This window comes from Cohnella kolymensis (genome assembly GCF_000829465.1).
In the GTDB taxonomy this organism is placed as follows: Bacteria; Bacillota; Bacilli; order Paenibacillales; family Paenibacillaceae; genus Cohnella; species Cohnella kolymensis.
In genome coordinates, this window is sequence record NZ_JXAL01000014.1 from 159,111 (window position 1) to 183,537 (window position 24,427).

Below are 24,427 nucleotides of genomic sequence, written 5' to 3' on the forward strand. Positions count from 1 at the left end.
ACAGACCCTTTGTTCATTATCGCGTGATTGCTTAATACTGTTCATGCGATTCTATCGTTGGTAGCCGGTTGCTTAACAAGCTCCTCAGCTCATTCAGCGCTTGATCATCAGATACCTGAAAGCGGGAACGAAGAAGTTCGTTATCTGTCAGATCATGTGCGCATAACAGCGTTGAGCGTCCCGTCTGCATACATACTACGAGCGGTTTGCCGAAGAAATGATTGGTATAAACGATGGCAAAATCATAACGGCTTGCTTCCGATATACAGCCGACAAAGTTGACGTTGGAAGATTCAACGAGATCGTAGAGGTTATCTAACATTTGCGTTCCCTCCCCAACACATTGAATTTTTAGAATATTATGTATATTTTAACATGGCAATCTTGTACCCAGCAATACGGCAAACGTTGCCAAGGCAAGAAGGAAATGCTATCATGTGCGTGGGGGTGGAACCGGAATGAGTCAAAGCGCTTTCATATCTCTTATGCAAGGTTCGACTTTGTCGGATATCGATCTGGAAGGTGTTAAAGAGCAGTTACACCATTATCGGGATCAAGTGACGTTGACCGGGCGACAGCTGGGTTGGGATTACGCCGAAGCCGCTTTCCCCTACGGCATTGAAACGAAGCCTGAAGCGAACGATCAATGGTTCTATTTGAAAGGCAGTGACCCGCTCTACCGGCATATCGTATTCGGTACAGGCAAACTAGAGGAAGAGGGCGCCACCGTACCCTACATACAAGTTGTGCTGCCCGAAGGGTCCACACATGGAGACAAGGCCAAAGCCAACGAGCTCTGCAAGTGGATCGGTAAAAGGCTGCAAGCCCGCGTCAAAATGTTCAACGGACGAACGATTTACTACAATCCACGAAAGTAACTTTACGGCTGTCCCAGTTGGGGCGGCCTTTATAGTTGGGATGTATTTTATCTGGGCAGAAAAAGTTTGCGGTGAAAGTATCTCCTTCCGGTTCCTGTTAAAATCGTGAAATTTGATCAGATATTAATGGTGATTTCACTATTTTAAAGGGAAACGCTTCGCTCCTCCAGGAGACACTTCCCCCTTCAACTATCTGCCCAGACAATTTATCACAGTTCCAGATAACCGGATTTACCGGTTATCTCGGCCATTCGCAGCTTCTCGAGCCTTCCGTTGGTACACTTTTCATACTATCCAGACCCAACATGCCTGCTCTAGCCCTCCGTTAGTACACTTTTCATACTATCTCGACCCAACATGCCTGCTCAAGCCTTCCGTTAGTACATTTTTTATACTAACTCGACCCAACATGCCTGCTCAAACCATCCGTTAGTACATTTTTTACACTATCTCGATCCGCGCCTCTCGATACATCCGGCTCAATAGTAAAAGGCCGCACGTCTTGTCCATAAGGACGTGGCGGGCAGCCTTTTTCACTATTGACACGAGTGCCGACTCTGTTACGCGTTGCCGTTTTCTTTGGCGGCCAGTTCCTCGTATACTTTCATTACCTGTTCCCATTCTTGATCATCTTCAATGTTGACCAGAACTTCGTCGTCGCCCTCTTCCTCTATACGGAAAATGACGCCGTCGTCCTCAGGATCGTTGCGGTCGAGCAGAACGGCGTACGCGCGATCGCCGGTTTCAAATGTGTAAACCAGCACCATCTCGTGTTCGTTACCATCTTCGTCAGTTACGACGAATACCGCTTCCTCATCGTGGTCGTGGTCGTGGTCGTGGTCATGTTCGCTGTTCGGGTCGTGGACATGATCGCTCATGGCGAACCTCCGTTCAATCGGTTAATTTTTCCTTCCCACGTATCGTAACATTTTCCGCTATCACGGGTCAAACGACAAACCCCCTCACCGAAGATCCGGTCAGGGGGTCCATGCACAGATGATTATTTGGATGTAATAACTTTCTCGGATACGACCTGGAAAGCCGTGTCCCCTTGAGGCTTCATCCAGAAACGAACGACGTACTTGCCGCTGTATTTGAAATCGTAGGAGATTTCTTTCGTTTTGAAGGAGAAATTGTCTTTTCCTCTGTCCGGGAAATCCTTGTCGTTGGAATTACGTCCATCGAGCCAGGTATCGTCGCCGTAAGGATCGGTGATCGTTACTTTGAAGGCGCTAATATCGGTTTTCAGGCTATCGATTTGAGTGAAGACGAAAAATTTGTATTTATCTTTGGTTACGCCGCCGAATGGCACGGTGTCCTGCATGGTAAGCATATGCACGTTCGGCTTGAAGATCGAGACTCTCTTGGAGTCCTCGTCCCATGTTACAATCACGTTGAGTTTATCGGCGATGGCTCGAACGGACAAATAGGTTTTGTCGTCAACCACCACGCCTGCGTCTTCCATTGCTTGTTTGTTCACCCAAATATTCAACCGCTGCGTAATGGATTCGGCATAAGCGGCAGTTCCGCATAATAACGTTAGTGCCAGGGTTAGAACAATTAGTCTGCGTAATTTCATTCTTGCTAACCTCCGTCGTACCCACATTTTCATGTTTGTAATCGGTTATACCGACGGTATGGCGGAAAGTTGCGGCTTAAACTTAAAAAAATTGTGAACGTCATTGCACTTTTTTTGACGAATTTTGCGGTTGGCCGGGAAATGTGCTGTTCAACTTGGGAACGCCGACTTCGGCCGGTTTTTTGCGGGCAGTGTTAATACACAAGGCACTCCGTTACCGACTGCGCCCGGTTCCTTCATTAGCTCCAAATAAGCCAACCCCCTTGTACAAGGAGTTTTGCATACGTTACAGACATCTGAAGATACGATTTTCATTTGCACCTTTTTTTTGCTCCTGGGCCACTGCAGACTTCTTCTTTTTCCCCTTCGTCATCGTTAGTCCCTCCTGTGCGAAAGACGGGCAATCGCCTTCCCAACAACAGCCTATGTACGCAAGGGGAAATGTGGTACATTTGTAAAAGCTATTCTACAAAGGACTCCGAACGAAGTTAGGAGGCATCGGCGTGCATATTCAAATGTTAGGAACCGGCAGCGCATTTGCAAAAGCCTTCAATAACAATAACGCACTGGTTACAGTAGAGGGACAAACCCTCCTGATCGACTGTGGAATAACCGCGCCGAAAGCTCTTCATGAAATAGGCAAAAATTTCGGCGATCTGGCTGCTGTTCTCATCACGCATATTCATGGCGATCATGTCGGCGGCTTGGAGGAACTCGCGTTCCAGATGAAATTCATCTATCAACGCAAGCCCGTCTTGTTTGTTGCGGATACGCTGGTGGAGCCTCTTTGGGAAAACACTCTAAAAGGCGGTCTGCAGCAGAACGAAAGTCGATCACTGAATGATTATTTCGAGGTGCGCCCGCTGCGTGTGGGCATACCTGCCGAGGTGCTTCCCGGCTTGCAAATCGAACTAATACGCACTCCGCATATTCCGGGTAAATCCAGTTACTCGCTGCTCATGAACGGTTTCTTCTTTTATTCCGCTGACATGGCGTTTGACGACTCCTTGCTGGAATCGCTGGTTAATGAGCGCGGCGTGCGCACTATTTTTCACGATTGTCAATTACAACCGCCCGGGGCAGTCCATGCGTGTCTGCCTGAACTTCTGACATTGCCGGACTTTATACAAGAACGCGTTTATCTGATGCACTATGGCGACGATCAGCCGAGATTTGAAGGCCATACCGGCTTAATGCGGTTCGTCGAACAGCACAAAATTTATGATTTTTCCCTCTGAAAGGATGTTGAATCTTGGCCACAACGTATATCTTCGCCGGCGTAATCCTTGTGTTAATCACGTGGCTGTGTTTGTGGGTCACCAAAAAAGGCTACTCCCGCAAATGGGATGAAGAAGAATAAAAAAAGACTCCGGCGCCCTGCCGAAGTCTTCTCATTTGTTGCGATCCTCTTTGTAATCCGGGTAAACATGCCACAGAAACTGTTTATCGTGAGCCGTTGAATCTCTCCGCACCAAGCGCGCCACTGCCGCGATCACGACACCGATCAACCCGAACACGCCGAGGAGCCAGATCAATAGAATGACCAGATCTTTCATCGGTTTGCCTCCCGCTTCCTGTGCCGATGGTACATATGTACGCCGGTGCAAAGCAAAAAATCCCAATTTTCTCGAGGAAATTCGGGTTACCGGAAAATGGCTACAGATACAGGCAAAAATATGCGCAAAATGGGTTGACTTCGCTGCGACCAGTTGGTATTATACTAATTGTCGCTTAAGACATGATCTGATAGCTCAGCTGGGAGAGCACCATCTTGACAGGGTGGGGGTCACAGGTTCGATCCCTGTTCAGATCACCATACATAAAAATGTACGTATTAACGTTAAAATAATATGCAGGGTGTTGCTCCTGCAAAGGCACATTCCCCGTTCCAAACTTTGGAGGAGGGAATGTTTTTTATGGACAAACGAGCAGGAAAAAAACGCATAATCCACATGACAAACCAAGTTAATACACCTAAGTTACTTGATGACTTATTTGATCGCTTTCATCACTGCAAAATTTCCGAAGGCCGAACCTCCAACACCCTACGCAGCTATGTTGAAAATTACAGGTTTTTCAAGTCATATCTGTCCCAACACTCAATAGAGCCAACTATTGATTCACTCAATCAGTCTGTTTTTCGCAATTACATCGTGTGGATGTTAAACGATAAGATCCGATTTGAGCAGCATAGGTTTAAATTAGATAAAGAGAAAACAATAGGACTCTCCCCTACCACTGTCAACATTCGAATAAAATTTCTTCGTTCGTTTGTACGTTTCTTGCTGGACGAAAAGTTTATCGATGATAACCCTCTGGTCAATATCAAGCGAGTTGACGAAAACGATGTCGGAATTATAATACTAAGCAAGGAACAATTAAAGAAGCTTTTAGCCACACCTGATCAACGAACCTATTGTGGTTATCGTGATTTTGTCTTAATGAATGTGTTGCTCGACGCCTTTCTAAGGATCAACGAAGCGTTATCCCTTAAGACAACAGACATAGACTTTCAGGCTAACATGATTGCAGTTCGTGCGGAGACCTCCAAAAGCCGCAGGTTCCGCACACTTCCAATTACAAAAAGAACCACACAGCTAATAAGAGACTTGATACAAGCTTCCAACCCGTTTGACTCTGACTTTATTTTTTTATCAAACTACGGTGAGAAATTAGAAGCTGGTCAGTTCCGCCATCGCCTTAAGGAGTATGTAAAGGAATCGGGTCTCTTGGTAAACGTACATCCTCACTTGTTCCGCCATACAGCTGCAACTATGTTTCTGGAAGCTGGAGGCGATTTGAGGCACCTGCAGATGATTCTCGGACATCGAGATTTACGAATGGTAATTCGATATACTCATCTCAGTTCACACTCTTTAAAGCGGCAACATGAGCTGTATACACCCCTAAACGAGATTGTCGGTAAATTGAATAAAGCCAGAATGAATATAAACATCAACCATTCTACCTGATTTTCCCCAGTCAGCCTGTACTTTTTATCGTTTCTGTTACGTAGATGAGTTGTAAGCTACATAGTAAGACGCTGTTTCTTTTATCACAGTTCACTCAATCCCGTTTGAGTCTAATCTAAGCAGTATACTTTGATTGTTAGCAACAAAATGTCCGCAGGAGTGAGTTATTTTAAGAATTGCATATCTTTCATCTACTTTGCTGTCTATAGCTTCGATTGCTAATTTAGACCACGCAAATTTCTTGTATAACATCTTTCATGTCGATTATTGAACAACCCAAAACACCTCCCGACCTTCATCGTCGCGAGGTGTTTTAATGCGTCAGGCACTGAGCGTAGCTGTCTGCAGATTTGGGAGCAGTTACTACCACATCTATTTTAAAATCACTTCCCCATCATCATCAAACATCCATTTTTCAATTTCATCTTCAAAAATTAACATCTTTTCTTCGCTCTCAAGTGTTTTAAATAGTAGCGAAGCCACTTTTCCACCATCGTCCACCACTGTTGTCGTTTCTATCGACTCTGAAATAAATTCGTATTCAAAACCTCTGATCGCAATGAAATGCCCTAACATGTTGACATACAATTTTTGTTCGAATTCATGCCGTCCTTTTGTCACTTCGTTCGGAACTCTTTTCGCAGCATTTATTATTGGTTTAATAACGTCTTGATAATTTACCATCGGATTAAGTTGTTCATCGAAGAAATACTCTCCTTGGGTCTTCACCGATCGTGTTTCTCCCCAGTTATCTTTAAGTAAGCTTTCAGCCTTAATCCGCTCATTTTCGTCGAAGGCAATCCAACTGATTTTTGGTTGTTTCATAATAATTAGGTTCATATTTAAAACAATCGTTCTTATTAAGCCATCCCAATCTTCCTCTTGTGCTTCCCGCAAAAATTGCTAATTTTTATGTTTTTCATCTCTTGCAAAGTTTAATTGCTCCTTTGGTGTACCCTACCGTAGTTACAACAAATGCTTCATCTGGTTTTTATTTGTGCAACTGCTCCAAAGAAATCTCTAATGATACCGATACCAATAACCTTGTCGTATTGTTTGCATTCAGCTAGAATTCTTTTTTTGTGTACCACCTTTTTCAATGGTTACATCGATTTGGTGTTGAGCTGACTTTCCATCGCCTCTTAACCTCATATCATGTATTACAGTTTTGCTGTCATCTAAAATTTTGTAGACTACGGCTGCTAGCCTCTCATATTTACTACCATTTTTTAATTTTTCTTCTGCAATTAATCTATTATATATTTGTTCAATACTCTCCAGATATAGCACCTCGCTTTTCTAAGCTTCACTTCTTCCAAATAAAAAAGTGCACTAATGAAGATTCGTTGCTTTCGTTTCGATAGCAGGAGCATGTTAGAAACCGGCTTATTGTTACATCAAATGTTCAGTTTGAATGCAACATCGTTCATAACATGAAACTAAACTCCAGCTAAATTAACAAAGACTATTCCTATTCATTTAGAATTTCCGAGTGTATTGCTCTAACAAATCCATAGTTCTCGCTCCATTGGATCTTAATAAATATTCACATACCTTAGGGAAAAGTTCATGCTTACTCTGTAGCGATTCAAGTATCTGCATCATCACTTCAAATATTTCATCAGTATAAAATTCAACTCCATTTTCTTTGAGCAAGTACTCAAAATACAATAGTAACGCCATGGGATACTTTTTCCCTAAATCTTTTTTACCGATCGTGTAAATGACATGTGAATTATCTAATTTAACCGCTCTACCTGTAATAAGTAAATTAACAAACTCTTCAATAACCGGCTCAAGTGCAGGTAACCAAGTAACAATTGCAGCTAGTTCAGCATCGCTGCTTTCAATCGGAATGTTATCTAGACGATGTTTAACATATTTATGCAGCCAATCCTTCCAAGCTTTTCCTGACGCTGATTCCTCAAGTTGCTCAAGCACAGGTGATATTACATTAGTTAGTGATGTAAATTGATGACTGTCACCATTTGTAAAGAAGTGCCCTAGTAACTGTTCTCTGAACTCTGTCGAATAGAAAAGTATTGACGCACTCAGTTGATATATACTGTGCTCGGTATCTTTGTTCATATTTTTCGTGAATGGCAGGATCATTATTAACTTACTGAATAGGCTTCCGAGTATACGCTCATTCCATTTGCCACCGTATGCATAGGCATTCCACGCCTTTATTGCTAAATCTTGATTGTTTGATGGATCAAACAACGGTACTAATTTTCTTATACTCCATTCCTCATCGACGCTTAAAAATACGTGGACACGGTTGGCTAAAATAATTCTGCCCATGCCATATCTCTCGATGTCGTCTCTACGATTTTTGAAAATACATTCTTCTTTATCAGTCCCAAAGCTGGGTGTAATGGTGATTCATTATGCAATTTAAAAAATAAAGTGCAAAAGAATTGCGTAAATTTCCCTGCTGGGTGATTAATCGCTTGTGTATAAGCATCGTTAGTTGATGAAATGTCATTGGCATCAACTAATAATGCAACTTTGTGAAAGAGTTTAATCAAATCGGTTGTGTTATGTTGAAAATCATTTGCTTCATGTTTAACCGCATTATTTAGGAGGGTTGTAACCTCGTAGCGTATCTCTTTAAGATTTCGATGTTCAAGCAAGATGCCTGTTAGTTCCATCCATTCAACATTGTTGAACACCATTCCATTCAATCCGTTTAGAATTGCCGTCCATAAATCAGATTTCCAATTCTTTCGTGGAGATGCTAACCGTTTTAACAAATTCCATCCCCATTGATAATTTGACTCTATCGCAGAGCTAACAACCTCTAAGAACCCATCTCTTTTTTCAAAATGATATTCCTTGTCCTCGAAATTCAAAAGCCAATAGAGATCAACCTGCTTATTGGGATCTTTCGATAATACCTCTTCTACCGTGACTTTACTGCTTATCGAGTTAAAACCGCCTGTAGTCATCCAATGGGTGAAATCAGGATGATCTTCTCGTATCTTAAAATGTTTATTTTGTCTCTTGGCATTCTTAAATGCCCTGCGAGCTATTCGACAGTCACCATCAGAAAGAGTTAACCAATAATAAAGATTAAATTGCTCATAATTAATTGTTTCCGTTTTGAATCTGCTATCTTGCTGTAGTTCCTGAACACGTTCGTCAATATGTGCATAAAGAGTTTTTTTACTCTTAGCTCCTAAATCTTTATAAAGGTACTTTATGAACTGAAATACTTCATGTTTCAAATCATAATTAAAGAGAAGGTCATTCTTTATCAACCATTCCATTTTCTTATCGGCTGAAATATTTATCAGCAATTTATAGCTGTGAATCGATATCCGCCTAAGTATTTTACTTTCACTGAAAAAACACTGGTTGATCCCAGCCTCTGCTAAACTCGGATTAGTATCAATGAGATATGCTATAACATCTCTGCAACAATTAATTAAAAAATCTATATCATCAGGATATCGATCTTGGTCATGTGGTTCTATCGCAGAACGTGAGAAATTGATGGGATCCCATTCACCATGTCCTGTGGCCTTTAAATAGTATGTAATCATTTGAAGTTGGTTAATGAAAATCTTCATAGCTGGAACAGCGAAATACTGTAAATTATTTTTAATTGTGTTATCCCATATTGCATTCAGCCAGTAATCATCACCTTGGAGTTCAATTTCAATGTCTACCATTTCGTCATTGTCTTCACTCAATGTGAATTTTCTTTTATACTTTGTGATTGGCCTGGTTAAGTATTCCAACATAATTAACAATGTTTCTTTTTGATCTATCGATTTAATCTCATCAGCCAGGAAATCAAGATTTTGTTCTTTATTATGGAAGTTAACATGGCCCAGCACTACCGGCAACCATTTCCCAAGCAAACTCGGTGACAAATCATGCAAACTGTGCCGTAATTGGCGGACAAGATAGGTTTGCGTAAGGGAACTGATACCGTTTTTTTCTAGAATTGTTTTGAACATTTTTTCAGAATCAGTTTTTAAAAAGCTGGAAAACCACCTAGATTGCATATGTTTGAATACGGTTATCTCTCCATTATTATTAAACAGCGGCTCTAACATCTTGCTGTTGTCCATCCATTCTACCCATTCATAATGCTTAGCGAATTCAAAAAAGTGCCGTGCACCTAAGTTATCGTTTAATTGATGTCCAATAAAGCTATCTTCTACTTCGTTATATTCAGGTGGTTTTTCTGCAATATCTTTAATTAATTTGCGTTGTTCAAACAGGCCCATTTGTGTACGCTCGACCCAGGCCTCAACCGCCTCCTGCAGCAAGTCATGCCTTGTTCGCGGGTACTCAATGTGTTTTATCTGTAAGTGATTCCAATGATCATGATGCCCTTTTTCAGTGAATGCAAATCTGTTTCGATTATTAGATCCCAGTCCTCTAGCTATATACTTCATTACAGGATCATTGGCACTAAAACCAATAAAAAGAACTACATAATTAGAAAACAACCCTCTTAGAAAGTTAGTAGCCCATCCATCTGTAAAATAAGCCCTTCCAAAATCACTATCAACCAAAACCAAATCCTTTGGCCTCTTAGTAACACTTCCATGCAAATGAACAACGCCATTAAAATCACGTCCCAATGGCAAAGCTGGTGCAGAATAAAACGGAATGTCCAAGTCTGTTGCTGCAGTTTTGAAATGATCATCAAAATTGGTCGTCACAATTCTAAGATCACTTTGAGAAAACAATTTTATTAAGTTTATATGATAAGAGTTCGGTTTAGATTCTGGAGAAGTTAGCAGTTCAATTGCTTTCTCGTGGACCTTTATATTCCTGCTATGTAATTTTCCCAAAAAAGTATCTATAGACATTGCACTGTCGTATCTAATAAATCCTTGAGCGATGTCAATAGCTAGTTGCTCGAAGTTCGGTAAGTTTGATGGTGGTGGAGTGGATATTCCAGCCCCTGCAAATATGACAAGCTCTCCATTTTTTTGTGCAGCTATTATTTCGTCTGGCAGATTTATATCTTTTGTAATCCACATGAGAAAACACTCCTTGAAAACATGGTTGTTGCTTTAAACATTGTTTTTAGAGATGGAACGTTCACACGGCTGGTTGTGAAGCCATACAGTGCCGACATTGACTTAAGTCTTATACTCAACAGAGCAAGATTTCAATAAAGCTGCATCCCCGGAAGCTGACGGGGATACGTTTTACGTATGGTAATTCGGTACACAGATCTCAGCTCAAAATATCAGCAGTAGCAGAGCTCTTTACGCCACTAAACGAGATTGTCGGCGAGCTGAAGAAGTAACTAAAAATTAATGAGCATGTTTTTCTGCTGGTGTGAATTTTCCGGTATCCGCAGCACAAATCATTCCCCCTTGGAAAGAAGTCAACAAAGCTAGGAAATACTTTCGTATCCATCAAATAAATTGTGAGACATTTTTCTAACCAGATTGATAAATCTTTTTGTTTCAGAACTCGTGACTCTTAATTGCCGTCTCAATTTAGCCTTATGCGTAAAAAGATGACGCCTGCAAAACCAAATATGTATAAACTATTTATCGTCATCATTCATTTGCTTGAAAAGATCGATCTCAAAAAACTCCAGTATTTTAACTCGTGCTATTTTTATTAATTCAACCCAACATGTCTGAGCTGTTTCTTTCGAGCAGGTGTGGCTGGGATTTCTAATAAGCTCGCTCTAATATCGTCTGCCATCGCCTCAAAGTCCTCAACACAGTTCTTCACAATGTCTATCCATTCGCAATCCCTTTTGGCTCTATCTTCCGGTGAAAATCGTGGATTGTTAACCCGCTCCTGATCCACTTGGGCCAAATGACAATACTCCTCCAGTGTGTGCAATCTCTTCAAATTCACCCATCATAAACTCCCCTTTATAAAATAAACCCCGAGGCGGTGCTCCCGCTCCGAGGCCTGTATCCGGTGTTTCCGGCCAGTTTACACAATGCCTATTGTTGAGACGATTTTATCAATTAATAACTTTGCCCGTTCTTCATAGAATTGATCGTAATTTATGGGATCCCACAGTGTGTCGTCTAGAGGAATCAGGTGCTCCTTTAGGTAAAGTTGTTTGTTCTCGACATAGTTATTGATCCATTCATTCAGTGGTTTTGCGTTTTTTAATCCTCTATTTGTACCATAGTCAAGAAGTTGGTAATTAATTATGGTATGGATTTTGTAGCTAGCTATGCCCATGCCCAGAAGGATCGACTCAGCATGTATATGATCAATGTCCTGTTTTCTTGTGGTTGATTCGCGATTATATAATATGTAGTATAAAAAATTCGAATCAAGTTGGCTCAGTTTATATGAGTCTAACGCAGTATAAAAATTCACCGGGTGATTAAAGTAAATTGAGAATAGTTGTTGCAAAGGAAATTCTTTATTTTTGTGCGTCTTCATGACGTCTAGGATCTTTCTTATTCCTGTTTTGTAAGGAATCCATCCAGAGCCCCGACTAAAAACTCCATTGAGTAAAGACCAGTAAATCCAGTTATAAATTTTCTGGAAGGTTTTGTTTGTTGTATCATAAGTATCAAACATATATTCTAGATTCTCTGTTTCAATATCGTTTTTATGAAAAATATAATATGCAACAAAATACAATGGTATAAACGAGCGGTTTCCATCCTTGTAATATTCTAATAATTTTGCAACTTTTAAAAATCGTTTCATTGCTTCTAGTGTTTTTGTAATTCTCTGTTGATTATCAATAGCAAAAGATGCGTGCTGTTCTTCTAACTCCGTCATTTCTTTATTATGTATATCTTTGAGTATGAAGATTAATTTAATAAGTATCTCTTGCGTAACCCCGATATCTTTATGATCCCTTAACACGCTATCCAAGAAGCCCTCCATTTTCCAATCAAAGCCTTTCAAAATTGAGGCTACCAAGTCAAATGCAGAAAGCTTTGTGCCACCATCGTTTAGGCGGCGAAAGAGTTCTACAATCCTTTGTCTGTTTGAATTTTCATTTAATTGTCTATTGATTCGAACTTTAGAAATTCCAATACTATCGAGATTAAACACACTTCTGTAAAAGCGATTTGTATTTTTTCTGATGTGATCCTTTTCTATATCAGAAACTACCCCTGTGGACGCAATAATTTCATCGGCAATTTGATCTTCATCATTAGTCTCTTTTAGAGATTTAAATAACTTATTTACGGGGTACCATTTGTGGGTTAGCAAATCTTCACTTTCTCGTTCAGTTGCTTTCTCAGGAAGCTTAGTGCTGTCTTTCTCAAATTTGAAGCCATATTCAAGGTTTTTATAGTCACTGAATAAATCAAAATAAAGAATCTTACCATTAATGCTTCCCATTAATCCAATATAGAAGCTCTGTAATCTCTGCTGCCCATCAATAATAAATAAATGGTCCTTGTGGTTAGTGCTATCATATATTGAGCTTAAGTTCTCACCATTTTTCGTGAAGTGACGATACGCAAATAACGGTTTATTTCCTTCCTCCTCTTCGATAGCCATAATGCCGCCGAAAGAATTCCCCTTCATCAAAGTATCAAAGAGCAACTCCATTTTTTCCTCTTCCCATACTAATCTTCTTTGTATTACAGGTAACACATAACTGTTATCATTTATTTTCGTGACAACCTCTGACACTTTTTTTCGTTTCCCAGTTAGCCAAATTCTTCACCTCAAAAAAAAGAATATTTATCTGGCAGTAAAAAATTAATATTAAATTACTTAAAAAAAGATTAATTACAGATCTCCTTACTTAGATTTGATATAAGCTTAGATATATAGTTATGACATTGCAAGGGTTTTGGGTATACGTAGAGATACGCAATTGGTTTACTATAAGCACTCTACAACCAGGTTGACTCGCCCATTCTATTGCTTTAAAGCATCCCTGCCACTACTTTTTGTTTAAGCCTGATCCCTTGATCTTTCGTTTCTTCCATTTATGACTCCCTCAGTTAACGTCGAATTTCTTTTACAGACATGAGGAAATATTTTCCTTCAATTTTCGATAAAAAATATCCAAATGGGGGAATTTTGACAACAAAGATGTTCAGATGTCGAGAGTAGTGGGCTTAGTTAATTACAGTCGGCAGTAATCGAATCTACGGTTCAAAGCTTCACTCAAATTTCGTTGTTGTCAACGGCTTTCCAGTGATTTGCAAAGTAATATGTGTGTTTGTTCGTCTGGCTCGCTCAAAGTCGCTGATTGTTGCCACTGATCATAATGTGGTTCTCGCTAAAATAACTTACATACTTATCTCTTCTTATTATTTGCTTTGTTTCTCTGCTCAACAATTATTCTAAGTTGCTCAATATCCAAAATATCATTTTGTCTCCGGTGAATCATTCTATGACAATTGGCACACACGGGGAGTAAGTCTGTTAGAGGATTTATGTCAGTCAGCTTTCCTTCAAGCGTATATAATGGCTTTGTATGATGAACTTCAATAAAGTCTTTGCCTCGCCCACCGTACACTTCCTCAAAATCAAATTTGCAAACTACGCAGATAAATCCATGAATTTTTAGAGCCTGTGTTCGATTATGGGAGTCACGTTCATAACGCTTTCCAAAAAAATATCTAACGGTACCTTCTGGCCTGCTGGTCTGGTCTTCCATCGCTTCAGATTCAAGATCTTGTTGAATCGTTTCTTCATTAACTGTAGTTGGAAGTTCACTTCATAGGTATTTTGTGACACTTTTAATAAACGCATTAGAACTGATTCCGCAGCATGAAATAGACCTTTATGAGCCGCTTGTTCGTGACTGGGAAACCGTTGTTTTAGGGCTGTTGCGAAGTCGCTAAGCCAAAATAAGCGAGTTCTTGGAGACGGTTGCTGATCCATTTGAATTGACGCCGTAAAATGGCGATTTTCGTGAAGAAGTAAAATATCTTTACGTTGCCCCTTTTTCATAGAATCTGCATCAAAAAAAGCCACGGATGTCATTTGGCACTCCCGTTCCCTTATATAAAAACGTTGATTTATCTAATGATTTAATGGCTACAAACTTTCCAATTAACAGCCAAGAATGACTTTGTTGAACTGTTTCATCTTTATCATTTTCTCTTGTTAAAATATCAAAACCACACTTGATAAGAAATTGATTCGCTTCTACCCCACCATTAAAGTTGTCCGTTCCCCAATCTTGTCCATTACAAAAAAAAATTGGCCTTTAAAATAACATACTTTGGGGGATACTTCTTTTCGTTATGCAACAAATCAAATTTGGTAGACTTATGTTGAGGTGGCACCCCTTCTCGGTCAATCAAGTCAATCGCCTGAATAATATGCTGTCTTTGAATATTTTGTGGAATCATCGTCTAGCCACTCCTACCGTTTTGTGGATTTATCATCCATTGCTGATGACAAAATTGCGTTTAAAACGATGACAAAATGAGCATGTTTTTAGATTGATGCCCTTATTGCATTTGATTTGGTAACCCAATGTTGGGTGCTTAATTATCGCCTGTAAATGTTTTGCTCGAATATTTTCAAAATACTGATCTTGAAGCAACAAATCGTTATATCTATATCGGTTACCTCCTTTGTCTTTAACGCCCTCTAGTATAGGCAACACGATGTACTTACGAGTAACAGGATCGAATGGCTGAATAGCCAAACCCAGCTTTCGAGTCAAAGTCTTTTCTACTTAAATTAAAATTAATCTCGCTGAGTTACTCGGCTTGTTTTCAAATCATCCCTTCGGAATCTGTTAGCTTTTCAATGTGAGCAGTTTCTGCAGCTTTTGTATGTGTATAAGAATATGTGTAACAATCTTCCTCCAATAGTTGATAGGATCTTTTGTCTTCTAATCTAGAAGTAAGCTGTATTGAATATTCTTTAGGTACTGACTTTTTTCCTGTTTCCACGACAATAAAAAATGACATATTTGTCTGCCATCTTAAAAATACACTTGGCAGATGGTACCTATTGCGTGCGAAGCTTGGCAGGTCGCCCTGGCGGGGTGCACCCCGGGGGGAGGGGGGGAGCACTGTGCTCTCTCCTCCCGTATCATTTTCCATTTTTCGCATCCGGTCTATATTAGAGGCACGGACTCCAAACGATGAGCAACCTACCACTCCATCGTGCTATATGTCATTTTAGAACCAACTTCTCAACATATATTGAAGCTGGAACACTATATCTTCCTCGGGCTCAACTATGGACAGCACTCAAGTACCTTGTGATCTCTCCAATGAATCTTTCACTACTGTAAATGTAAAGCGTAACCGCCAATCAACCGCAGCTACTCGGTCATCAAACCAATGTCGTCAGTATCAATGAACTGAACAGAAAGTACATTCTCACAGTGCCATTTACTAGGATTCACTGTCACGTCCACCGCCAGGCTTTGGGGTGAGTCATTTATTTTTTCTTTTAACGCCTGAATCTTTTTCGCCAATGTGTCATCGGAGGCAGAACAGAGGTTTCCACTACCGAATCGACATCCGGTATCGAAGGGGCAGTTTCCCTTGACTAGCAGCGTTTCACCAATTGCATTTAAAATACGTTGGTTCATTGTGAACGTCCTTTCGATTTCAGGTTTGTTTGCCGGCGTTACAATACTTGCTAAGAGTCACCACTTCAATTGACTCAAACGACTGGCAACCCGTTCTATTACATAATCATCCGTTATCTCTTGATGAATAATTAAGGTAATCTGCTGCACGACCGCCTGAACTTCCGCGACTTGCAAGATATACTTTTCACCATGCTCTATTTTGTTAAGTCGCTCGATATCTCTGGACACCTTTTCAGATAGATCAGCGAAAAACCGTATGTCATCAGGACTCATCCCCGCCTCAAACTGATTTATACGATCCAGTAAAAGTGCTTGTTTGAATGCTATTTGCTGACGCAAATTGATTAAATCCGGATCATCTAGCAGTGATTGAACAGTATCGCTTAATGTATGTTTGAGATACTTGCTATAGAGCCCATGCTTGATTTTTGAAGCACCGCCGTGCAGTTTGCAGCGGCCCACCCCAACATGAGAGGTTCCCCAACCAGCTGGACGCTGGCAAGGCTTCCCACCTCTTCCCTTCGCCTCACAAACCGCCATATGGATTCATCTCCATCCGAGTGTCATGGACTATCAACTATCAAAGAACATGGTTATACAAAAGTTAAAGAGCCGACTCTCTATATATGAATTGATTTACCTATAAAACTTGGTAAGCACAATATCTCCTATAGAGAATCAACTCTCACTTTTGTATGAACTAATCTATTGTTATTCCTTCCCAATGCTCTGGCTGCTTGTACCTTCTGGCTTTAATTAGTTTCGGGTATTGCTCGCTTAAACGTTTGTTGAAATGAGTTCTGCCAAGGGGATGTACACCTGATTCTTCACACCAATGCCGATACCTGCTATAGAGCACCGTTGTCCTGCACTCCGCCTTTTCTTCTAGCTCGCAACAGTCATCCACAAAGGCAGCCACCGAATCCACTTCCTTGAGGAAGATCTCAATTGCCGCTGTTGTTGTCTCGGACGACGTGAATTCTTTATTATATTGCAGCCTGTTAAGCCCGTCTAAAGCAAGGTTTAACAGGCCGCTTAGCTCTTCTGGCGTAGTCAGCTTGTAAATCAGGTCAGGATCAGCAGTTTTTCCATAGTCAAAGCTGTTTGGAAACGGAACGACGCTCCATCTTCGCATGAATGCTTTTGACAGATCCTTGCTGCCAGGTAGTTCATTTGCAGAGAAAAGCATCTTAGCATAAGGTCTGAAATAAAAAGGATCTTTGCCCTTTCGTTCCGCGTCAATCTCATCTCCAGAAACAATGGCTTTGAAAATAGAGCTTGTTTCAAGACTGCGACTTGAGATGTCAGCAAAGGAATTCAACAATGTACCCTGTAAATCCGCCCTCTTCCAACGACTATCCGCAAGTTCTTGCAACGGAATACTCGTCGTGTTGCATTTACCAAGGAAAGTAGAAATTAACTTGATGAATGTCGAATTTCCATTCGCCCCAGTCCCGGTTAGCATTAATGCTTTCTCGTACTTTGCATTCATGATCAGACAGTAGCCGATAAATTCAAGGACAGTATGGATTGTATCCGCGGGAAGCACTTCAGCCAAAAAGGTTTCAATTTGAGGACACTTCGCATTCTGATCATACGTCACTGGAAGTTGAATAGTCGAAAGTCGCTCAGGTATGTGGGGGCTTAACGATCTGTTTGCAAGGTCGAACAACCCGTTCAGCAAACTGATTCGACCGTCATCGGAATTGAACTCGTTTGGCTCTACATACGTTTGAGTTTCAATGTAGTGAGCAACTTCTTTAACTCGGTTGATTCGGTACTCGTTACCAAGCATTCTCTGGCAGTATTGGCGGATCGCAATTTCACCATTAGCCCTGTACATGCCATTTTGGTAATTGAATAACTGGTTGCCGTCAAAAAAACACGGCATCCCTTGAAGTATGTCATTAGCCAGTAGTGCGGGAACAAACCGATTACCATCAAAATATTTACGTAATACGTCGATTTCTACCTTACCGGCAGAAGGCTCATGCAGCGGGGTTTGCTTGCTCAGCAAGGCTAAAAACGCTTCAGGTGAATTGCCTAGGGCAAACCAGTCTGTTACATCCCCTTTACATGGCAAGTCAGGTAAACCGATGATGCTAACCGACCTGGCATACCTCCCAACGGTGCTAGATACCTCTTGTGCGTGCTTGCGACCGATATCGTCGTTGTCAGGAATGATATAGACTTCAGCGTTCCAAAAGTAACAGTTATACTCGTCATCTCGGTTCCATTTCAATGCACCACCCATGTTAGTCGTTGCAACCAAGCCAATATCCTGAAATTTATTGTTCACTGTATCGGCATCTTTTTCACCTTCAACAATAACAACAGGCAAACCTCGATCAATAGCTGAAATGACTCGCGGCAATTGATATGGCAGCGGTCGATGCTGTCCTTTACCTACGAACCATTGCCCATTAACAGCATGATACATCATAATTTTCTTTCCCTGCGGTGAAGGGTCACGACCAACAAGAAATACCGGGTTGCCAATGTTGTCTTGATAAATATGTTCCTGCTCATGCTTATGAAATTTTTTTATTGCAGGAGGTGCTATCGCTTCCGGAAGGTTTGGCTCACTGAGAAAAGCCGGGAATTTAAATCCCAGCCTCTCAGACAATACTTGAATGCTGCCTCCACCACAGCCACTAAAACAATGCCAAACGCCTTTTACAGGGTTTACGGAGAAACTAGGCGTCTGGTCGTCATGAAATGGGCAGCGTGTTTGACCTTCCTCGTGACTCCAGCGGATTGGATGTGGGAGCATTTCTTCAATAAGGTTTCGGATATTTGCCGAGACTAACCACCTTTCATTCCAACTCATTTTTTCTGCTCCTTCCTTTTAACTGTCCGGTTGTTCCAAAACTTCAGCGGCAAATAATACCGACTGCCAAATTTGCCGACTCTTCGCTGAATGGCATTGCTTTTAAACGTGAAAACATCTGTTTCATAAACTTCGCCGATATCGCACACTGTGAGTTCAATTTTTTGAGCTCCAAACCGCAATGCATCGTCCATGTAACCCTTATCGAGACCAAAAGCATCTAAATAGAGAAGCTTATCACGACTCTTCACCGTTTTACGGAAAACCTTATCGTCCCCGAGAGTGCCAGCATGAACACGCCTTCCATTGTAATCAACGAATAAATTTAGTAAACTCATCTTATAACCATTCCTTTCGGGCCGACCGCGAATCGGCCCATTTTTTTTTAAATCATTGGAATCAGCGATCCGCTTTCATCAAACAGCTCTGATTCGGAGACATTCAAGCTGGATGCCAAAGCTGCACGTAATTTCGGCCAGGCTCGTCTGTGATGACGCTCAACCTGTGCGATCGATGCCGGATGAATACCTGCTTGGCGTGAAAGTTCAACTTGTGAAATTCCTTTGGATCTGCGTAAGTATTCCAATTTGCTCAATTTGCTCAATGTTTACCTCCTTTCCAGAGTCGAAACAAAAAAGGGACCACCGGGAAAACGGCAAATGCCGCTTTCCTCGATGGTCCCTTATAGGGACTCTAATTTTGATGGTATTATGCTACAGATACGCTGTTACAAGTAGATCATATCAAATCAACTGGATTCATGGCAATCATTATTATTTTAAGCTGTGTTCTTGCAGTATATGGCTCCTACCGCTATAATTATCAGCAAGTGGGACGGTAATTGGCCGTTTAACGTTGATACGACATGATCTGATAGCTCAGCTGGGAGAGCACCATCTTGACAGGGTGGGGGTCACAGGTTCGATCCCTGTTCAGATCACCATACATAAACTCCGAGAAGCCTTGAACGATAAGGCTTCTTTTTTTTGTCTTGGTGAAACCTCGATTTTGTTTTTTAACTTTTAGTCACGTATTGGTCGTATGACCTATTTTGGTCACATTATTGAGTACTTTATTATGAACTTTTCTCTACTTTGAACACAAACTTCCATGTTGCAATATTTCCAGAGTATCGACCACGATTTTCGGTCACTGTCACTTTCAGTGGCTTGTGTATTGCCTTCGTTATAGATGACACCTTGATGGTCGCATTTGATTCCCCATAATCGGGATATTTATCTTGTTCTTGAGCTTCTGCCTTTAACCTGATTTTATCGGTTGTTTTCAAATTCAAAACCACGGTACTCCCCTCTTCAACAACTTTTCCATTTATGTAGCCGCCCCACCACCATTCATTGCCTACGTGGTTGTTTTCGTCAAGCGTAGCACTAACAAATGTAATTTTGAGCTTTACCGTTTTACTAGCCGCAGACGTAGGTACAACTGACACAGTGAGTAATAGAATTGAGAATAACCAAAGCTTAGTCAATTTGAAAACCAACATTCACCATCTCCTTATTTAATTTTCACTTCAATTATTTATAGCATATTTTTCCATTTATAATAAGTATTTTACTTTTTATACCAGTCACCGTTTATTGATCTCTATCAAACCAAACTATTCGGTAACCCCGATAGAATGAAAAAAAGCCGACCCGGAAGGATCGACTTTATGTTGGAATGAAAGAAAACTCAAGACATTTCTTTTATTTCTGCAGCTTCCAGTAGGTATTCATTTAAAAATGTAACAGTGAAAGCCACCGGTTTTTTTAACTTGATCTTCGAAGGAGGAATCAGTTCCCCCTGTTTGTTGTAAATTTTGGTCTCTTTAGTTATGTAAATGAAATTAATGATTTCCTTAGTCGTAAACTGCTTATTATATTTTTCAAACTTTTCGCGGGTAGGATGGAATGCCGTGAGAGTTAAAGTGTGTGTTACTACAAGCTGAAATTAAGATGAAAAGAATCAGAAAGATACCCGTTTTCACTATTTTCACGGACAATCAACACCTACTTTAACTCGGCATATTTATTTCTAATATCGCACTTACATATAGATCAATAGCATAAATAGTCATATCTTTTAACACCGTATCTAACGCATCAACAGTATCAAGAAATGATTCAAGTTCTTCAACAGATTGAAGTTCTACACCAGATTCAAGAAATGAGTCAATTTCTACAGATTCAACAAACGATCGAAGTTCATCTCCTTCTCCACCGAACAGTCTTACAATGTTAGTATCTTTTCTTCTTGCTTCTTCAGCGGATTTATAAAAATCCTTGTCATACTCGACTTTTATTAAACTATAATTCCAAGCGTGCTGGAGTTTTAGCTGTGAAATATAAGTTGCTAGATCGGATCTACCTTCAACCTTCAGTTCTTCAATTCCACTGGTGACTTTTTTCAAATCTTCAAGCATGTTATAGACATCGATAAAGTGAATTTTCTCCTTTGGTTGGGCTAATTTGTTTCGCTGTATATCAGTCAGAATATTGTTGATCTCTTTTATCGTTTCAGTTGATTTTGCAACATACTCTTTTTGTTGTTTAATATCATCTAATTCTTTTTGATATGTCGGATCTTCTATAATAGTTAATATCTCTTCATATTTGGCAATTGCCTCATCATACTTTTTTTCCCGATAAAAAAAGCAGTCGCTTCAGTTTTTTAATCCGTTAATCTTTTCCACTTTATTATCGGAGCAGCCACTAACAGTAAACAAAAGCAGAAGGCAAAAAGCATGTATAATTTGTTTCTGCTAACGGTCATCCCATTTAACCCTCCACCCGATCTTTTCAACTCCATCCTATTATGTATCGACAATCAATCTATGAAAAATAAATATTTGGTACAATGTTCATTCAGAATAAGAAAAAGCACCCCCATTCATGGAGTGCTTGTTTCACTGTTAATCAACTGTTCAATATCATGTGCAGCGTTTATCACTTTATCGGCAATACTCTCCTCAACTTCAGGAATAATTCTGCCTATCGGGCCAGATACCGAGAGTATGGCTCGGATTTTCCCACGACTATCTTTGATGGGAGCCGCAATCGCGGCACTGCCTGGTACTCGTTCTCCCCAGCTAATGGCATAGCCAACTTCGCGAACCTTCGATAGTTTTTTCAACCACATTTCTTGATGATCCTTGTCTATGCCGATTGCCGTAAGAAATTCTTCCTTATTCTGAAGTTCTGTTATCCTCGACGCGAGATAACATATGCTTGTTGCTCCCTTGGTTAAAGGCAGCGAGTCCCCCACACGGGTAATCCTACGCAATTCATAAGGGCTTTCGAGAATTTCGCCGGCAACAAGTTGTGCAGCTCGTGCGAAATATATGCCTACGGTTTCATTCGTTGTGTTTCTTAAACGCATCATGATTGGGAGACTAAGATCAATAATACCTTCTTCAAAATTGCGTGCGTGATTATGATTCAGTAAAAAGGGACCCATGCTGTACTCACTTTTTTCATTGGCCACTACCACACCATGACGTTCTAACGTCCACAGCAGACGGTATGCGGTCGTGCGCGTAATGCCCAGCTTTTTACTTAAATCGGATGGTGTTTGTCTGGATTGCTTGCTTATTTCGGCAATCATACGGATAGCTTTCTCTACCGATAAAATGATATTTTTTTCTTCATGCATCCACTTAACCTACCTGACCCGTATTTACTAAGATATTTGACTGTAAGGAAATTTACTTTAATAGCAGAACAGTTCGCACCAGATCCGCTATCTATGATGCTAACGTTTCAATCTAACCCCTATCCCAACGTCTTCGGGTACCTGCAGATGTCCGTTTTCTACTGACAATCCTTCAAATGGATCTGCTAAAAGCCGTTCAAACTCGCCTACCTCGCAAGCATAACTGATATTGGGCGATGCCGCGATAAAATGCATTGCATATGCGTTCAATAACCGACTGCCGACATTAGCGCCAACCCTGCAGCTAATGTTGGCCGCTTGACATAACGCGGATATTTCCATCATATTGTCCAATCCACCCAATTTCAAAACTTTCATGCTAATGCTGTCTACAGCACGTTCCTTAATTAAACGATAAACTTCTTGTTTACTGGCTGCACTTTCATCTGCCTCTACCATACATCCTACATGCTCTGTCACATATTTTAAACCATCAAAGTCTTTGACGTTTACGGGTTGCTCAAACAGATCAATATCCGAGGATTGGATTCTCTGAAACAAGGTAACCGCTTCTTTCGGAGAATAGCTCTGATTTGCGTCCAACGTTAAATGGACATCTTTTCCGACAGCTTCTCGTACCGCCTTTATTCTAGCCACATCAAGGTCAAGATCCTCATTGTCTATCTTTATTTTAAGATAGCTGTAGCCTTGTTTCACCAGCTTCAATGCGTTTGCTGCGATTTCCTCCGGAGACTTAATCGATAGAATCCGAAGCACGGGAATGGATTTTCGGTATGCCCCTCCCAAAAACCGATACAAAGGCATCCCGGCTATGCGAGATGATAAATCGTACAATGCCATTTCTATTGCTGCAGTAGCCGGCCGGCATCCGCCGCTTTGTTTGACTAAAGAAGACAAAAGCGGCCTACGCTCAAAAATTTCGGCACCTAATAGTTTTGGCAATAATGATTCGAGTATTGCTTTGACGACCGTAATTGGATACCCGATATGAGGAATTTCTGATACGTATCCATGTCCGGTTATACCGTTCTCGACACGAAGTTCTATCAATAAGCCTACACTTTCGGGACGGGCGCCCAGAGCAAATTTCCATTTGGGGTCTTCTTTTGGCATGATGACGTCAGTCATTTCCGCGGAAGTGATTCTCACCGAGTATCCCTTCTTTCATTTTTACTTTAATTGTCCAGTGGATCGTTTATCAGAGCTCTTGTAATTTTCGCATTTAATTGCATAATCAACTGATCCACCAAGCCATGCAATGGAATGGATAATTTAACTTCCTGAGCTAATTCCATGACTGTATCCATATCTTTTTCGTACCACGTTAAATTACTTTCCATCCAATGAGTCAATGATCCGTTTGTGGCCGGACATTGAAGTAAAACTTCTCGCATTCGAGCAGGATGGATATTGAACCTTTTCGCCAGAGATAAAACCTCGTAGTTTGCCACAATCATGGTCCAATGAAGCATGTTATTACATGTCTTTGTCAATTGGCCATTACCGCTGACGCCCATGTAAATGGCATCTGAACAATAGGCCATAAAGACATTTTTTACTTCATTAAAAGCTTTTTCAGATCCGCCTACCAATGTCTTTAAGCGGCCTTCGATTGCTCCGGCCATGCCGAATACCACCGGTGAATCCAATAGCATACACTCATGTCTTTCAGTTATCTCATTTAATCTTTGACAGGTGTTCGGATTAACCGAACTGCTTACCATGATGATATGGCCCTGTGCAGCCCCTTTTAATATTCCGTGTTCACCGCAAATGACGTCCTCAACCTGCTTATCAGTGGCTACCATCACTATGGTACACTCAGTGTGTTGGGCAACTTCTTGACCGTTTACGGCAGTTGTAGCCCCGAGTGAAGCCGCCTTATCCATCTGTGCTGGGTTCAAATCATTAACAGTAACCTGAAAACCTTTGTTAATCATATGGCGTACCATCTCTAAACCCATGGCCCCTACGCCTATCATTCCCACTCGATTTATCATG

Annotated in this window: 25 protein-coding genes and 2 tRNA genes; 5 read left to right on the forward strand and 22 right to left on the reverse strand. The window is 40.8% G+C overall.

All coding sequences use genetic code 11. The features are described from left to right. Positions 1 to 31 precede the first annotated feature (31 nt). Positions 32 to 322 (reverse strand): DUF3055 domain-containing protein, encoded by a 291-nt coding sequence (locus tag SD71_RS09665; RefSeq protein ID WP_041062172.1) that lies wholly within the window; start codon positions 320 to 322, stop codon positions 32 to 34. A 136-nt stretch (positions 323 to 458) separates the two neighbouring features. Here SD71_RS09665 and SD71_RS09670 point away from each other — a divergent pair, with 136 nt between their 5' ends. Continuing rightward, a complete protein-coding gene (locus SD71_RS09670; protein WP_041062173.1) occupies positions 459 to 878 on the forward strand; it encodes a DUF1885 family protein in 420 nt (139 codons plus the stop codon). Between the two features lie 560 nt (positions 879 to 1,438). Here SD71_RS09670 and SD71_RS09675 read toward each other — a convergent pair. Both SD71_RS09675 and SD71_RS09680 read right to left on the reverse strand, forming a co-directional pair. Continuing rightward, positions 1,439 to 1,756 (reverse strand): DUF1292 domain-containing protein, encoded by a 318-nt coding sequence (locus SD71_RS09675; RefSeq protein ID WP_041062174.1) that lies wholly within the window; start codon positions 1,754 to 1,756, stop codon positions 1,439 to 1,441. Between the two features lie 122 nt (positions 1,757 to 1,878). Then, a complete protein-coding gene (locus SD71_RS09680; RefSeq protein WP_041062175.1) occupies positions 1,879 to 2,457 on the reverse strand; it encodes a stalk domain-containing protein in 579 nt (192 codons plus the stop codon). Positions 2,458 to 2,954: 497 nt separating this feature from the next. On the opposite strand from SD71_RS09680, the gene SD71_RS09685 reads away from it, so the two are divergent. Next, positions 2,955 to 3,695 (forward strand): MBL fold metallo-hydrolase, encoded by a 741-nt coding sequence (locus SD71_RS09685; RefSeq protein WP_041062176.1) that lies wholly within the window; start codon positions 2,955 to 2,957, stop codon positions 3,693 to 3,695. A 153-nt stretch (positions 3,696 to 3,848) separates the two neighbouring features. On the opposite strand, the gene SD71_RS24195 is transcribed toward SD71_RS09685, so the two are convergent. Then, positions 3,849 to 4,013: a hypothetical protein gene (locus SD71_RS24195; RefSeq protein WP_165418310.1), complete on the reverse strand. Its 165-nt coding sequence runs from the start codon at positions 4,011 to 4,013 to the stop codon at positions 3,849 to 3,851. Between the two features lie 184 nt (positions 4,014 to 4,197). Between SD71_RS24195 and SD71_RS09690 the strand changes: the two genes are divergently transcribed. Beyond that, positions 4,198 to 4,273, forward strand: a tRNA-Val gene (locus tag SD71_RS09690). Between the two features lie 100 nt (positions 4,274 to 4,373). Next, entirely contained in the window at positions 4,374 to 5,429 is a 1,056-nt protein-coding gene (locus tag SD71_RS09695; RefSeq protein WP_041062177.1) for a tyrosine-type recombinase/integrase, read from the forward strand. Positions 5,430 to 5,801: 372 nt separating this feature from the next. On the opposite strand, the gene SD71_RS09700 is transcribed toward SD71_RS09695, so the two are convergent. The 13 genes from SD71_RS09700 to SD71_RS09770 form a co-directional block, all read right to left on the reverse strand. Then, the gene (locus tag SD71_RS09700) at positions 5,802 to 6,326 is read right to left on the reverse strand and encodes a hypothetical protein (RefSeq protein ID WP_041062178.1); all 525 of its coding nucleotides are present in this window, start codon (positions 6,324 to 6,326) and stop codon (positions 5,802 to 5,804) included. A gap of 582 nt (positions 6,327 to 6,908) precedes the next feature. Further along, entirely contained in the window at positions 6,909 to 7,733 is an 825-nt protein-coding gene (locus SD71_RS09710; protein WP_041062180.1) for a DUF4020 domain-containing protein, read from the reverse strand. Beyond that, positions 7,715 to 10,435, reverse strand: coding sequence for an SIR2 family protein (locus SD71_RS09715; RefSeq protein WP_041062181.1), 2,721 nt, complete (start codon positions 10,433 to 10,435; stop codon positions 7,715 to 7,717). Before SD71_RS09715 ends, SD71_RS09710 begins: the two co-directional genes overlap by 19 nt. 595 nt (positions 10,436 to 11,030) lie before the next feature. Continuing rightward, entirely contained in the window at positions 11,031 to 11,234 is a 204-nt protein-coding gene (locus tag SD71_RS09720; protein WP_041062182.1) for a hypothetical protein, read from the reverse strand. A gap of 123 nt (positions 11,235 to 11,357) precedes the next feature. Beyond that, positions 11,358 to 13,040, reverse strand: a complete 1,683-nt coding sequence (locus SD71_RS09725) for a GmrSD restriction endonuclease domain-containing protein (protein WP_161793364.1) — start codon at positions 13,038 to 13,040, stop codon at positions 11,358 to 11,360. A 616-nt stretch (positions 13,041 to 13,656) separates the two neighbouring features. Continuing rightward, positions 13,657 to 14,019, reverse strand: coding sequence for an HNH endonuclease (locus tag SD71_RS26185; RefSeq protein ID WP_082034156.1), 363 nt, complete (start codon positions 14,017 to 14,019; stop codon positions 13,657 to 13,659). Beyond that, positions 13,926 to 14,348, reverse strand: a complete 423-nt coding sequence (locus SD71_RS24200; RefSeq protein ID WP_041062184.1) for a hypothetical protein — start codon at positions 14,346 to 14,348, stop codon at positions 13,926 to 13,928. The genes SD71_RS26185 and SD71_RS24200 overlap by 94 nt, the downstream gene beginning before the upstream one ends. A 743-nt stretch (positions 14,349 to 15,091) precedes the next feature. Beyond that, positions 15,092 to 15,424 (reverse strand): hypothetical protein, encoded by a 333-nt coding sequence (locus tag SD71_RS23555; protein WP_152619403.1) that lies wholly within the window; start codon positions 15,422 to 15,424, stop codon positions 15,092 to 15,094. A gap of 224 nt (positions 15,425 to 15,648) precedes the next feature. Then, positions 15,649 to 15,921, reverse strand: coding sequence for a hypothetical protein (locus SD71_RS09740; RefSeq protein ID WP_041062185.1), 273 nt, complete (start codon positions 15,919 to 15,921; stop codon positions 15,649 to 15,651). Between the two features lie 57 nt (positions 15,922 to 15,978). After that, the gene (locus tag SD71_RS24205; RefSeq protein ID WP_041062186.1) at positions 15,979 to 16,464 is read right to left on the reverse strand and encodes a hypothetical protein; all 486 of its coding nucleotides are present in this window, start codon (positions 16,462 to 16,464) and stop codon (positions 15,979 to 15,981) included. A gap of 160 nt (positions 16,465 to 16,624) precedes the next feature. Beyond that, the gene (locus SD71_RS22145; protein WP_052476118.1) at positions 16,625 to 18,754 is read right to left on the reverse strand and encodes a phage/plasmid primase, P4 family; all 2,130 of its coding nucleotides are present in this window, start codon (positions 18,752 to 18,754) and stop codon (positions 16,625 to 16,627) included. Then, positions 18,751 to 19,092, reverse strand: coding sequence for a hypothetical protein (locus SD71_RS09765; protein WP_041062187.1), 342 nt, complete (start codon positions 19,090 to 19,092; stop codon positions 18,751 to 18,753). Before SD71_RS09765 ends, SD71_RS22145 begins: the two co-directional genes overlap by 4 nt. 47 nt (positions 19,093 to 19,139) lie before the next feature. Beyond that, positions 19,140 to 19,358, reverse strand: a complete 219-nt coding sequence (locus SD71_RS09770; protein ID WP_235427057.1) for a helix-turn-helix domain-containing protein — start codon at positions 19,356 to 19,358, stop codon at positions 19,140 to 19,142. Between the two features lie 263 nt (positions 19,359 to 19,621). Between SD71_RS09770 and SD71_RS09775 the strand changes: the two genes are divergently transcribed. Next, positions 19,622 to 19,697, forward strand: a tRNA-Val gene (locus tag SD71_RS09775). A 132-nt stretch (positions 19,698 to 19,829) separates the two neighbouring features. On the opposite strand, the gene SD71_RS09780 is transcribed toward SD71_RS09775, so the two are convergent. The 5 genes from SD71_RS09780 to SD71_RS09800 form a co-directional block, all read right to left on the reverse strand. After that, entirely contained in the window at positions 19,830 to 20,258 is a 429-nt protein-coding gene (locus tag SD71_RS09780; protein ID WP_041062188.1) for a hypothetical protein, read from the reverse strand. Positions 20,259 to 20,768: 510 nt separating this feature from the next. Continuing rightward, positions 20,769 to 21,176 carry a hypothetical protein gene (locus SD71_RS09785; RefSeq protein ID WP_041062189.1) on the reverse strand — a complete coding sequence of 136 codons (408 nt, stop codon included), beginning with the start codon at positions 21,174 to 21,176 and terminating at the stop codon, positions 20,769 to 20,771. A 467-nt stretch (positions 21,177 to 21,643) separates the two neighbouring features. Continuing rightward, positions 21,644 to 22,405 carry an IclR family transcriptional regulator gene (locus SD71_RS09790; protein ID WP_041062190.1) on the reverse strand — a complete coding sequence of 254 codons (762 nt, stop codon included), beginning with the start codon at positions 22,403 to 22,405 and terminating at the stop codon, positions 21,644 to 21,646. 99 nt (positions 22,406 to 22,504) lie between these two features. Next, positions 22,505 to 23,575: a mandelate racemase/muconate lactonizing enzyme family protein gene (locus SD71_RS09795; RefSeq protein ID WP_041062191.1), complete on the reverse strand. Its 1,071-nt coding sequence runs from the start codon at positions 23,573 to 23,575 to the stop codon at positions 22,505 to 22,507. Positions 23,576 to 23,601: 26 nt separating this feature from the next. Beyond that, entirely contained in the window at positions 23,602 to 24,426 is an 825-nt protein-coding gene (locus tag SD71_RS09800; protein ID WP_041062192.1) for an NAD(P)-dependent oxidoreductase, read from the reverse strand. Between the last annotated feature and the right edge of the window lies 1 nt (position 24,427).